This is a genomic window from Ruegeria sp. CH11 (genome assembly GCF_056537105.1).
Map to the genome: position 1 here is coordinate 234,439 of NZ_JBQFQX010000002.1, position 12,528 is coordinate 246,966.

Consider the following 12,528-nt stretch of genomic DNA (forward strand, 5'->3'; position numbering starts at 1 on the left):
CCTGCAGGGATGGGTGATTCGTTTGCTCCGAATCATTAGCGCGTGAAACTGATTCGGCCACCCGTTTACCCGTTTTTCTTTTCCAGTGCCTTACGAAAACATCACTTTAGCGACGTTTCCGTTCGAAATTGATGCCGGACATGATCGCCTCAAACGCGTCTTTCTCGTCGCGGTTGATTCGCGCACCATTGTCGGCGATGTCGAAAACGGCCTTGTCCTCATTCTGGCTGCGGCTCGTGCGGTTGCGCTCTTCGGCGGCTTGCGCCAGCCGGTAGGTCAGCGCCTCATCGGCCAGATCAGACAATTCCTCTGCCGCTTCGGCAATCTCAGCATCCAACCCCCGGAGCGCTTTGATCTTTGCGAGTTCCTCGGCCAGTGTCATCTCGGCCTTTTCGACGTCGCCCGGTTTGTTCACACAGGGGATCACTGCGACATGGCGAAGGGCCAGCAGCTTTTCAAGGGCTTCGCGGCCCAAATTTTGCTCGATGTGATCCTGAAGATTGTCAGGATCGTCAATCGCGTGGCGCAGAACGGCGTCGCGCAGCGCCGCATGGTCGGAGTTCTGGCACTCCATATCCTCAAGCTGATGTTCGAATTGAACAACCACCTGCGGGTTCAGGATCGCGATGGCCAGAATCGCGGCCTCGCGTAGTTGGATATCAGCATTTTCCGACGAGGCCAGAAACGAGGCCCTTGCGCCCGGCGTTGCAGGCTGCGGCGGCTGCCCTTTTCCACGCGGTTGCCAATTGCGGTTCTGAGGCTGCCGCTGCGGGCGGAACAATTGCCAGCGCAGGTCCTTGATCTCTTGCCCGTAGTGAGAACGGATCGAGGGATCGCGGATCAGTTTGATTTTCTCACGCAGGGATTTGTCCAGCGCCGCCTTGCGTTCTGGGCTGTCAAACACCTTTCCCTCGGTCTCGCGCTGCCACAGCAACTTGACCATCGGAATGGCCCCGTCCAGGACGGCCTGCACAGCGCCTGCCCCTTCGGCGCGCAGCAGGTCATCCGGGTCCTTGCCTTCGGGCATCAGCGCAAAGCGAAGCGACTTGCCAGCCTCCAGCAGCGGCAAGGCCAAATCAACCGCCCGCATCGCCGCTCGTAGACCAGCCGTGTCCCCGTCCAGCGCAATGATCGGTTCGTTCGAGACACGCCACAGCAACTGCAACTGATGCTCGGTAATGGCCGTTCCCAAGGGCGCTACTGACGCGCCAAACCCGGCCTCGGCCAGAGCGATCACGTCCATATACCCCTCGGCCACGACCAAAGGCTGGCCCTGCCCGGCCGCCTGACGCGCGGGTCCGTGGTTATACAGGCTGCGACCTTTGTCGAACAACTCGGTCTCGGGCGAGTTCAGGTATTTGGCGTTGTCACTGGGGTCCATTGCCCGCCCACCAAAGGCAATGCAACGTCCGCGCGGGTCTCGGATCGGGTACATGATCCGGTTGCGGAAGGTGTCATAGGGTTTCTTGCCCTTGTTCGACGGTTTGGCGAGCCCAGCGCCAAGGATCAGATCTTCGGGAACGTTCTTGCCGGTCAAATGATCCCATAGCGCCTGCCAGCCATCGGGGGCAAAGCCGATCTCCCACCGATCCAATGCCTGCGCATCCAACCCGCGACGGGTCAGGTAATCGCGGGCCTCGGCCCCCGCCCCGGTCTTGAGCTGAAGGCGAAAGAACTGCACCGCCTGCTCCATCACCTCGGCCAGTTGCGAGCGACGATCCTGCTTCTCCTGCGCTTTGGGATCGCGCGCAGGCATCGGCATCCCGGCTTCACGCGCCAGAATCTCGACCGCTTCGATGAACGAGACATTTTCGGTCTCTTTCACAAAGCTGATAGCATCGCCTTTGGCGTGACAGCCGAAGCAATAATAGAATCCCTTTTGGTCATCGACGTGGAACGAGGCGGTCTTCTCGTGGTGAAACGGACACGGCGCCCACATGTCGCCCTTGCCCTGATTGGACTTGCGCTGATCCCACATGACCTTGCGCCCCACGACCTGAGACAGGCTGAGGCGCGTGCGCAGTTCATCCAGAAATCCGGGGGGCAAAGACATGGATCAAACCTGCCAGAAATGAAAACGCGCGCCAAGGGGATGGCACGCGGTTGTCCACAGGGAATCGGCGCGACTGTGGATTACTGCTGCAAACACAGCTCCAACCAGGCCGCGCCAAGGTCCTTTTTGCGCACATCGCGCATCTTTTGCTCATAAACCCAAGGTGTGATCAGCGGGATCGCCGCATTGTAATTCTCGGGCCATGACGGGCCACTGTCTGACACCGCCTGCGCTACGTCGCGTTCCTTGACCCGGTCCAGACGAGCCTTCTGAATCGCCGCCACAACATCAGCCTGATACTTGCAGCTTTGTTCCTTGGTTTCCTGAGCAGCCACAGGGGTGGCCAGCAAGGCCGCGACGATGGCGATACGCAACATGGGGGTCTCCCGGAATCGTTTCTTTCAGCGCAGCTTACCCGCGCGCGGCGACACCTTCCATGGCCCTTTTCAAATCGTGAACCAAGGTCTGAGCCATTGATCGGAACACCATGATCTGGAACGCGTTTTCGCCAACGCGCGTGATCGACGCGGTCATGTGAAACAACAGCGTCCGTGCTGTATGACCACGTTTGAAATGAACCGCGCGCAGATCGACAGGCACCAGGCGGGCCAAAACGTCTTCGACCCCGGCCCCTTCAAGCCGAACAACAGCCCAGGCGTCGGACTGGTCCACGACCGCTGCATGCTCCGACAGTGTGGCCTCGGGCTCTGGTCCCATCAGCATGGCCTGTTCAGGGCCGAACCAAACGGCGCGGGAACCCGTTTTGCCGGTTGCACGATTGGGCGCCGGAAAGGTCATCCCTAGTGCCGCCTTCATGGCGTCCGACACTGCTTTCGTTTGGCCCTTCAGTGGCGAAATCGAATGGATCGACTCCACCTCCACTTCGCTCAACGTCACCGCTCCAACGGTCAGAGGCAACAACCCGTCGCAGGGCGATTTGGCTGTCAGCTTATCCACGAACGCGCCCTCCCTCTGGGTCAAAGAAGACCGGGTTCACCACTTCGCACAGCGTTGTCACACCGCGCAGATGATCCACCATCTTGACGATTTCACTATATCTTTCAGGGCCATCGGCCAAGAAGCCAAGGCCCAGCATCGTTTCCAAAGTCGGCGAATAACAAACCGAGGTTATGTACCCCTGATCGTTGGTGCGAACCGGTTCGGCCTCTTCCTTGTAGAGATGTGCGCCGGACAGTAGCTCCCGGCTTTCGCCGATCGGCTTGAGGCCCACCAACCGTTCGCGCCCTGCTTCTTCCAGACCAGGGCGTTCGGACATGGTTTTGCCAATACAGTCCTTTTTCTGAGACACCATCCGCCCCATGCCGATATCGTATGCGGTCGTGCGCCCGTGGATTTCGGCATGGGTGATGAACCCCTTCTCAATCCGCAGGACATTCAGGGCCTCCATGCCATAGAGCCCACCACCCAAGGCTTCGGCCCGCTTGGTCAGGATATCGAACAGGTTTGCCCCATAGCGCGCAGGCACTGCGATTTCGTAAGCGTGCTCGCCCGAGAAGGAAATACGGAACAGCCGCCCCTGCACCCCAAGCACCGAGACCGCGCCGCAGGCCATGAACGGCCAGCTTTCATCGTCTATTTCCTCGTCCAACAGGCCGTTCAGCACTTCGCGCGATTTCGGCCCGGCCACGGCAAATTGCGCCCATTGTTCAGTGACCGAAGTGAACGAGACGTCCATGTTCGGGCACAGGCCCTGGTGGACGAACTCCAGATGTTTCATCACCTCACCCGCAGCGGCGGTAGTTGTGGTCATCACGTAGTGGGTCTCACCCAGTCGCGCTGTTGTGCCGTCATCCATGACAAACCCATCCTCGCGCAGCATCAACCCATAACGCGTGCGGCCAACCTTCAGCGTCGAGAACATGTTGGTGTAGACGAAGTCCAGAAACGCCCCTGCATCGGGGCCCTGAATGTCGATTTTGCCGAGGGTTGAGACATCGCACACGCCGACGGACTGTCGCACCATATTGACCTCGCGGTCGCAGGATTGCCGCCACGTGGTCTCGCCATCCTTTGGGAAATAGCTGGGGCGATACCACAGGCCCGCCTCGATCATCGGCGCTTTGCGTGCCACGGTCGCTGCATGCGACGTTGTGAACCGCTGTGGCTTGAACGCCTGGCCTTCGGCCCCCGCACCCAGCGCCGCAATCGCGATCGGAGAGTATGGTGGACGGAACGTGGTGGTCCCGGTTTCAGGTATCCCCCGCCCGGTCGCATCCGCCAAAATGGCCAGCGCCGCAACGTTCGAGTTTTTGCCCTGGTCCGTCGCCATCCCTTGGGTGGTATAGCGTTTCATGTGCTCGACCGAGCGGAAGTTTTCAGTCGCGGCCTGTTTGACGTCCTTCACCGTCACATCATTCTGGAAATCCAGCCAGGCCCGCCCTTTACCAGGCACCGCCCAGAGCTGCGAAATTGTGTATGGGTCATCCTCTGCCGCCGGAACAGGTACCTTTGGCACCTTCAACCCCAGTTCCGTCACCGAAGCTTCGCCAGCCTTGAGCCCATCGCGCAAACAGGCACCGGTCGAGAATGACCCGTCACAGGCCCCTGCGGTGATCATGCCCGGAACCGATCCGGGAGTGGGAACAAACGCCTCAATGTCGCGGTTCCAGGTCGGGCGGCCGTTCATATGGCATGTCAGGTGCACCGACGGGTTCCATCCGCCGGTCATCGCCAGACAGTCGGTATGGATACTTTCCTCGCCACTGGCGCGGCGGACAGTAATCGATTCCAGCCCCTTGCGACCGGCACTGCCACAGACCTGCGCACCGCGCAGCACCTCATAGTCGGTGGACATGGGCGCGTCGTGGCGGCTGTCGATCACGGCAGCCACATGGATACCGGCATCCAGCAGATCCCGTGCGGTGCGATGAATGTCATCCGTGTTGCCAAAGATGGTCACGTTCCGGCCCGGGCTGACACCCCAGTGATTCAGAAAGGCGCGCACGGCCCCAGCATTCATTATCCCAGGGCGGTCATTGTCGCGAAAGGCCACAGGACGCTCCAAAGCACCCGCCGCCAGCACGGACCGCTTCGCCACGATCCGCCAATAGGTTTCAATAGGAGCGCCGTGGGGACGATGATCGGTATGGTGCGAAACACGCTCCAACGCGGCAAAGGTACCCTGGTCATAGGCGCCTGCAACCGTCGTGCGGGTCATAAGGCGGACATTGTCCATCCCTCGCAATTCGTCCAGCACCTCGTCAGCCCAGACCGCGCCGCGCTTGCCGTCAATCTCGTAGGTCTCGGCCAACAAACGCCCACCCATGCGGGCATGCTCGTCCACAAGCAAGACATCCGCGCCGGCCCGCCCGGCGACCAGAGCCGCCATCAGCCCAGCAGGCCCGGCACCGATGACCAGAAGATCGCAGAACGCAAAAGCGCTTTCGTATTTGTCAGAATTGTCCTGCCCGGAAAGCGCGCCCAAACCCGCAGCACGGCGGATCACCGGCTCATAGAGCTTTTCCCAAAAACTCTTCGGCCACATGAATGTCTTGTAGTAAAAGCCTGCCCCCAGAAACGGCGCTGCCAGATCGTTGACCGCCATCAGATCCAGATTGAGGCTGGGCCAGCGGTTCTGGCTGCGCGCCACCAGCCCCGGATAGATCTCCTGCATCGTGGCGCGCACATTCGGGTCCTGTGTGGACCCTTCTCCAACGGTCACCAGTGCATTCGGCTCTTCGCTGCCCGCGGTCAGCACACCGCGCGGGCGATGATATTTGAACGACCGCCCCATCAGGCGAATACTATTGGCCAGCAGGGCCGAAGCCAGCGTATCGCCCCGGAAACCCGTGTAGGTGACGCCGTCAAAGACAAACGACACCGTCTCGGACCGGTCGATCAATCCCTTGCCTTCGACCCTCATGCGTTCACCCCAGACGCCAGTTCCGAACCCAGCATTTCATGCGTTGTGGTATCCCGGGTTACCACGATCCAGGCGCCACAGCCGCCCTCGTGACACCACAGCTCACGAGTAGACCCAACCGGATTGTCGCGCAGGTAGACAAAATTGTCCCAGGCGTCCTCGCCCGCATCCGGTGCCGGTCGATCCAGATCAACCGCCGCCCCGCGATAATAGAACTCGCGGCGATCCCGTTCGCCGCAATATGGACAGGTGATCCTCATCTCTGCGCCCCCTGCTTCATCTTTTCACAAATACTCAAACCCGACATCGCCCCAACTCAATGCAGATTGTGTTGAGAGCCTTTGCCCTCTTCATCGATGATCCCGCGCCCGGTGCGGAACCGATCAAGTCGGAAGCCGGTGGCATTTTCATGATACCGATCCGTGGCGATCAGATGCGCAAACACATTGCCCGAACCCGGGACCGCCTTGAACCCGCCGTAGTTCCAGCCGCAGTTCAGATAGAGCCCTTCGGTTTCCGTTTTGTCGATGATCGGAGAGCCATCGGGCGACATATCCATGATCCCGCCCCATGACCGCAGCACGCGCGCCTTGCCGATCATCGGCATCAGCGCCATCCCGGCCTCCATCACGCTCTCAACCGTCGGCAGGTTCCCCCGCGCTGCATAAGAGGCGTAAAAGTCCAGATCGCCGCCAAAGACCAGCCCGCCCTTGTCGGACTGACTGATATAGAAGTGGCCCATCCCGAAGGTCACCACATGATCGATACAGGGCTTCAGCCCCTCGGTCACAAACGCCTGCAAGACGTGACTTTCAATCGGCAAGCGCATTCCAGCCATTGCGGCGACCTGCCCAGACCGACCCGCTGCAACCATCGCAACTTTCTTGGCCCGGATCGGACCGCGAGAGGTCTGAACCCCGCGCACGACACCGTTTTCGATGTCGATCCCAGTCACTTCGCAATTCTGGATCAGGTCAACGCCGCGCTGATCGGCACCGCGCGCGTAACCCCAGGCCACGGCGTCGTGCCGCGCCGTTCCGCCACGCGGGTGATACAGACCACCATAAAGCGGAAAGCGCAGATCATCGAAATTCAGATAGGGCAGCATCGTTTTCAATTCGTCGCGCCCTAAGAGAACGGCATCGTCGCCCTGGCTAATCATCATGTTGCCGCGCCGAGCCGCTGCATCTCGCTGCGCATCGGAATGGAACAGTCCGATGATGCCACGCTGCGAGTGCATGACGTTGTAGTTCAGGTCTTCCTCAAGACCCTCCCACAGCTTCAATGAGTGCGAATAGAACTGGGAATTGCCTTCAAGGAAATAGTTTGCCCGCACGATGGTCGTATTGCGCCCGACATTGCCCCCGCCGATATAGCCCTTTTCCAGAACGGCCACGTTGGTCAGACCGTGTTCTTTGGCCAGGTAGTAGGCCGTACTCAACCCATGCCCACCGCCGCCGATGATGACGATGTCATATTCGGATTTGGGTTCGGGATCGCGCCAGTGTGGCGTCCAGCCCTTGTTGCCGGTCAGGCCCTCTTTCAGGACACGCAAGCCGGAAAAACGCATTCAAACCTCCCTGCGGGCATCTGCGCAGTACATCTGTCCTGACAATCAGTACCCAGGCGGCACCGACAAACCCCTTCGTTTTCGACAAAGGCTTGTCTATGCGCGACTAATGTCAGCGAAACGCGATGATCCCCCGCTCAGTCAGAAAACTGCCAGCAGAGGATCCAAATGGCAACCGGGCCGTCGTTTCCGGCCCGATCGCTTAAGCGCTGCCGGGCTCAGAGACCCTTGGCGCGATAGCTTTTCGACACCCGGTCGATGGCCACCATATAAGCTGCGGTGCGCAGATCATCCACGTCGGACCGGTCATGCCACACCTCGCTCATCGCCTGATAGGCGATCCGCATCGTGTCATCCAGACCCGAGCGCACCAATTCAAGCTCATCCGCACCCTTGAGGTACTTGGACTTGAAATCCGGTGACATTGACCAGGCATCGCCCAGATAGCGATCCAGCCGCTCCAGCTCGCTGACGATCAGTTCGTGCCGGGATTCTTCCTGCCGACGCTGCATCCGGCCAAAGCGGATGTGGCTCAGGTTCTTGACCCATTCGAAATAGGAAACCGTCACGCCGCCCGCGTTCGCATACATGTCGGGGATGATCACGGTGCCCTTCTTGCGCAGGATTTCGTCCGCACCGGCGGTCACCGGACCATTTGCAGCCTCGATGATCAGGGGCGCCTTGATCCGTTCAGCGTTGGACAGGTTGATAACACCTTCAAGCGCCGCCGGGATCAGAATATCGCATTCCTCTTCCAGCACCGCGCCGCCTTCGGCGGTATGCGTGGCATCCGGATAGTCTTTGACGCCGCCATGTTTGACGATCCATTGGCGCACCGATTCAACGTCAATGCCCTCGGGATTGAACAGCGCACCATCCCATTCGATGATGCCAGTGACCAGCGATCCGTCTTCTTCGCTCAGGAATTTGGCGGCGTGATACCCCACATTTCCCAAGCCCTGAACGATCACACGCTTGCCGTCCAAGGTGCCGGACATCCCCGCCTTCTTGACGTCTTCTGGATTGCGGAAAAACTCTCGCAGCGCATATTGCACGCCGCGCCCAGTTGCCTCGACCCGGCCCGCGATACCACCGGCATTCAGCGGCTTGCCCGTCACACAGGCACGCGAGTTGATATCCGTTGTGTTCATCCGCGCGTATTGATCGGCCATCCATGCCATCTCGCGTTCGCCGGTTCCCATATCCGGGGCCGGAACGTTCTGAGACGGATTGATCAGGTCGCGCTTGGCCAGTTCATAGGCGAAGCGGCGGGTAATCTGCTCCAACTCGTGCTCTTCATACTTACGCGGGTCGATGCATAGCCCACCTTTGGATCCACCAAAGGGCGCTTCGACTAAAGCACATTTATAGGTCATAAGCGCAGCAAGCGCCTCGACCTCATCCTGGTTCACTGCCAGAGCGTAGCGGATACCGCCTTTCACCGGTTCCATATGCTCGGAATGAACCGACCGGTAGCCGGTGAAAGTCTGGATCTGCCCCCGCAGGCGCACCCCGAACCGGACGGTGTAGGTGGCGTTGCAAACACGGATCTTTTCTTCCAGCCCGGGCGGCAAATCCATCAGGGACGCCGCCCTGTTAAACATCAGATCAACACTCTCTCGAAAGCTGGGTTCATTTGTGCCGGTCATCTGGTCCTCCGTGTTGGCAGGTGACATTCGTCATGACTTTTTGTCGCACCACTGAGCCTTAACTGCAATTCTCATCTGCACTTTTTTTCATCGTTTTGCGAACCCGCCGCGTGAGCAACGGGGTGAGTCGCCATCGCCGGTAACAACCGCGCGATTGTCCGGCCCCAGGAAACAAAGGGGCAAAAAGACCCATAACTAAGGACAATTTTCGCGCAATAAGAGCAGCATAGTGGCTGGCGTGCCCAAATCTCGCCACGATCCATCTCTAAATTATTAACGTTGAAATTACCGACGGTGCATCTGGCCGACAAAGGAATTCGATATGCACAAGTTCAATAGGAAGTCGAAATTCGGAGAATCCAGCAACGCCCCTTTCCATGTGCGGCGACTGCGCAGATTTGCGGAAGAGACTGACGGGTCGATGACCATCCTGACGTTGTTTCTTGTCATCATCGTATTTACCGCTGCCGGGTTCGCCGTGGACACCATGCGGTATGACCGCGAACGCGTAAAGCTACAATACGCACTGGACCGCGCAGTATTGGCCGCTGCGGATCTGGACCAGGAACTTTGCCCCAAAGACGTTGTCCGCGACTATCTGGCAAAAGAAAACCTGGACCAGTATCTGATCGAAGACAGCATCGTCGTTACGCCCGAAACCTGCGGGGCCCAGAATGCAAGGCTGGCGGGCAAGCGCCGGGTTGAGGCGCAGGCGGAAATGCGGGTAAAAACCCATTTCATGCAGTGGAGCGGTGTCGACACGCTGGGCTCGTCCGCCGCAAGCGTGGCCGAGGAATCCATCGGCAACGTCGAGATTTCGCTGGTTCTGGACGTGTCGGGCTCGATGCGCGGTACCAAACTGGACAACCTGAAAACGGCGGCCATCGATTTTGTGCATGAGATGGACGAAAAGTCCGAAGACGGAAAGCTGTCGATCTCGGTCATCCCCTATTCCGAGCAAGTTTCGGTGCCTGATTTCCTGATGGATGAGTTGAAGACGCTTGGCAGAAACGAAGTTGCCAACTGTATCGATTTCGGTTCCTCGGACTTTACGAAAACCGATTTCACCTATTACGACATCGAAGACGAGAACGGGAATGTGATACAACCCGGCGATTTCGTCCCCCAGACGCTGCACTTTGTTGACTATGGTCGAAACGACTACAGATACGACGATGGATTGGTCAACAGCACGACCTGCCGCAAAGAAAGAGCGGGTATTGACGAGCGTGCGATGGCGATCCTGCAGAAGGACCCTGATGTTCTGGAAGATCAGATCGAATTGCTTCAGGCCGACGGTTGGACTTCGATTGATGTAGGTCTGAAATGGGGTCTGACCCTGTTGGATGACAGCGTTCAACCGCTGATCGCGCGCCTGTCCCAGACTTCTGCGATCCCCAGCGAGTTCAACAAGCGCCCAGGGCGCAACAAAACCGCAGATTCGCTGAAGGTTCTGGTCCTCATGACTGACGGCGAAAACACCAGACAGCATAAGGTGAATCCGCCGTACAATACGGGCGAGTCGGATATCTTCTGGAATGACTCTGCCCAAACCTATTCTGTCTATGATGAAGACGACGATCGCTATACCTGGTCGGATGTCCGGCGGACTGTTCGACATAGCGATGGCACGCGCTGGACGCGAAACTATTACCAGGATCACGCATATGGCGCGACCGAGGATGACGGAGTCACCCCACTCAGATTCAAGCGGTATCGCTGCACCGATTACTATGACGGCCAATGCTACCGGACCAGCAGTTCGTCGTACTACTACGACAACGGCTATGGAACATCAGAGAATCTGGAATGGCCAGATGTGTGGGCCCATACTCAAAAAGAGGCCGTCTACAACCTGCTCTATAATGCCCGGGGCAGCACCGAGGCCAACGAGTTCTGGAACGACTCCACAACGGAACTGAGACAGTGGAACAAAGACCCGCGCGTTGTGTCGCTGTGCCAGCAGGCACAAGAAGAGGAAGTTCTGATTTTCTCGATCGCCTACGAGGCACCGGAAGGTGTCAAGCAAATGCTGCGGGACTGCGCGGTCAAGGACAACCGCTACTACGAAGCGACCGGAGCCAAGATCGTGGGCGTCTTCGACTCGATCAGCGCCACCATTCAGAACCTGAGACTGACCCAATGAGATCATCGATCAAAGCACGCCTGCGGCGGTTTCGCCGCAGCGAAGACGGCAGCGCCTCGACGATCGAGTTCCTTTTCTGGTTCCCGGTCTTCGTCTATTTTGGGTGGTCCGGCATCGACCTGGGGCTGATGTCCTTCAGCCACGCCAACCTCGAACGCTCGCTTGACGAAACAGTGCGTCAGGTCCGTCTGAACAGGCTGCCCGAGGGTGAGGATGATTGGGATCATGATCTGCTTAAACGGATGATTTGCCAGGGGTTCAACAATTCACCAAGCTGCCTCAATGATCTGGCGCTTGAAATGAAGTCGATCGACCCGCGCGTCGGAAATCAGATCAACCCGACACCCTTCTGCGTCGATACTCCTGCGGAAATTCGCGATCCCGACCCGGTGGGACCGGGCGCAATCGCCTTTGATCAGGGGTCTTCAAACGAACTTATGATGCTGCGCGCGTGCCTAGAGGTGTCGCCGGTCTGGGGCTTTACCATGATCGGCGGCCCGGTCAGCGCAGACCCAGAAGGTCAATGGGAACTGCATGCGACCACTGTGTTTGTGCACGAACCTTTCGGGGGTGGTGCGGGTACCGCTGGCGAAACACCTACAGTGGAGGTTGCAGATGCGGGGAACTGATCGCTCTTTGGCGCGCCGCCTGTCAGCCAGGCTTAGGCTATTCTTCCGCCGCGAAAATGGCAGCATCACGGTTGAATCGTTGCTGATGATACCCATGTTGGTGTGGTCGATTTTTGCCTCATACACCTTTTACGACGGGTACCGGCAAAGCTCGCGGAACATCAAAGCGGCATACGCGGTTGCCGACATCGTTTCGCGCGAAGACAACGCCCTGAATCAGGCCTACGTCAATACTCTGTATGATCTGCTCGAAACGATGATTGCGACCAGATCGCCAGTCTCGATGCGCATTTCTTATGTAATCTACGAAGAACCCACAGAAACTTATGAAGTTGGGTGGTCCTGCATTCGTGGCGAGGCCATTGAAAATCAACTGACGACAGCGAATGCGACATTCCTGAAGGAAGCGCTTCCGACGATGCCGAACAATGGTAAGATGATCGTGGTGGAAACCACCAAAACCTATCGCGCGCCGTTCAGCATCGGGTTTGGATTCGATGATTTCGAAATGGGCAGCTTTGTCTTTACGCACCCCCGTATCCACGATCAGTTATACGGGCCCAGCGACGATCCTCTGTGTGTGTAACTGTCCGTGGCG

Annotated in this window: 10 protein-coding genes; 3 read left to right on the forward strand and 7 right to left on the reverse strand. The window is 58.5% G+C overall.

The annotated features are described in order from the left end of the window. Positions 1-106: 106 nt before the first annotated feature. The 7 genes from dnaG to ACR0LX_RS05105 all read right to left on the reverse strand — a co-directional run bounded on the left by dnaG (position 107) and on the right by ACR0LX_RS05105 (position 9,155). Complete coding sequence (gene dnaG / locus ACR0LX_RS05075; RefSeq protein WP_480782779.1) at positions 107-2,053, reverse strand: DNA primase; 1,947 nt, start codon at positions 2,051-2,053, stop codon at positions 107-109. A gap of 80 nt (positions 2,054-2,133) precedes the next feature. Then, positions 2,134-2,430, reverse strand: coding sequence for a hypothetical protein (locus tag ACR0LX_RS05080; RefSeq protein WP_480782780.1), 297 nt, complete (start codon positions 2,428-2,430; stop codon positions 2,134-2,136). Between the two features lie 34 nt (positions 2,431-2,464). After that, positions 2,465-3,010: a sarcosine oxidase subunit gamma gene (locus ACR0LX_RS05085; RefSeq protein ID WP_480782781.1), complete on the reverse strand. Its 546-nt coding sequence runs from the start codon at positions 3,008-3,010 to the stop codon at positions 2,465-2,467. Then, positions 3,003-5,936: a sarcosine oxidase subunit alpha family protein gene (locus tag ACR0LX_RS05090; RefSeq protein ID WP_480782782.1), complete on the reverse strand. Its 2,934-nt coding sequence runs from the start codon at positions 5,934-5,936 to the stop codon at positions 3,003-3,005. Before ACR0LX_RS05090 ends, ACR0LX_RS05085 begins: the two co-directional genes overlap by 8 nt. Then, positions 5,933-6,196, reverse strand: a complete 264-nt coding sequence (locus tag ACR0LX_RS05095; protein WP_480782783.1) for a sarcosine oxidase subunit delta — start codon at positions 6,194-6,196, stop codon at positions 5,933-5,935. The genes ACR0LX_RS05090 and ACR0LX_RS05095 overlap by 4 nt, the downstream gene beginning before the upstream one ends. 56 nt (positions 6,197-6,252) lie before the next feature. Further along, positions 6,253-7,506, reverse strand: a complete 1,254-nt coding sequence (locus tag ACR0LX_RS05100; RefSeq protein ID WP_480782784.1) for a sarcosine oxidase subunit beta family protein — start codon at positions 7,504-7,506, stop codon at positions 6,253-6,255. A 218-nt stretch (positions 7,507-7,724) separates the two neighbouring features. Then, positions 7,725-9,155 (reverse strand): Glu/Leu/Phe/Val family dehydrogenase, encoded by a 1,431-nt coding sequence (locus tag ACR0LX_RS05105; protein WP_480570925.1) that lies wholly within the window; start codon positions 9,153-9,155, stop codon positions 7,725-7,727. Positions 9,156-9,477: 322 nt separating this feature from the next. On the opposite strand from ACR0LX_RS05105, the gene ACR0LX_RS05110 reads away from it, so the two are divergent. The 3 genes from ACR0LX_RS05110 to ACR0LX_RS05120 are packed head-to-tail and all read left to right on the forward strand — an operon-like array spanning position 9,478 to position 12,516. After that, a complete protein-coding gene (locus ACR0LX_RS05110; protein ID WP_480782785.1) occupies positions 9,478-11,301 on the forward strand; it encodes a pilus assembly protein TadG-related protein in 1,824 nt (607 codons plus the stop codon). Then, complete coding sequence (locus ACR0LX_RS05115; protein ID WP_480782786.1) at positions 11,298-11,930, forward strand: TadE/TadG family type IV pilus assembly protein; 633 nt, start codon at positions 11,298-11,300, stop codon at positions 11,928-11,930. Before ACR0LX_RS05110 ends, ACR0LX_RS05115 begins: the two co-directional genes overlap by 4 nt. Then, on the forward strand, positions 11,917-12,516 hold the full coding sequence (locus ACR0LX_RS05120) for a TadE/TadG family type IV pilus assembly protein (protein ID WP_480782787.1): 600 nt from the start codon (positions 11,917-11,919) through the stop codon (positions 12,514-12,516). The genes ACR0LX_RS05115 and ACR0LX_RS05120 overlap by 14 nt, the downstream gene beginning before the upstream one ends. Positions 12,517-12,528 lie beyond the last annotated feature (12 nt).

Excerpts from the sequence above, each read along its gene's own strand:
- dnaG (WP_480782779.1), bottom strand. The coding sequence starts at position 2,053 with ATGTCTTTGCCCCCCGGATTTCTGGATGAACTGCGCACGCGCCTCAGC.
- ACR0LX_RS05080 (WP_480782780.1), bottom strand. The coding sequence starts at position 2,430 with ATGTTGCGTATCGCCATCGTCGCGGCCTTGCTGGCCACCCCTGTGGCT.
- ACR0LX_RS05090 (WP_480782782.1), bottom strand. The coding sequence starts at position 5,936 with ATGAGGGTCGAAGGCAAGGGATTGATCGACCGGTCCGAGACGGTGTCG.
- ACR0LX_RS05095 (WP_480782783.1), bottom strand. The coding sequence starts at position 6,196 with ATGAGGATCACCTGTCCATATTGCGGCGAACGGGATCGCCGCGAGTTC.
- ACR0LX_RS05100 (WP_480782784.1), bottom strand. The coding sequence starts at position 7,506 with ATGCGTTTTTCCGGCTTGCGTGTCCTGAAAGAGGGCCTGACCGGCAAC.
- ACR0LX_RS05105 (WP_480570925.1), bottom strand. The coding sequence starts at position 9,155 with ATGACCGGCACAAATGAACCCAGCTTTCGAGAGAGTGTTGATCTGATG.
- ACR0LX_RS05110 (WP_480782785.1), top strand. The coding sequence starts at position 9,478 with ATGCACAAGTTCAATAGGAAGTCGAAATTCGGAGAATCCAGCAACGCC.
- ACR0LX_RS05115 (WP_480782786.1), top strand. The coding sequence starts at position 11,298 with ATGAGATCATCGATCAAAGCACGCCTGCGGCGGTTTCGCCGCAGCGAA.
- ACR0LX_RS05120 (WP_480782787.1), top strand. The coding sequence starts at position 11,917 with ATGCGGGGAACTGATCGCTCTTTGGCGCGCCGCCTGTCAGCCAGGCTT.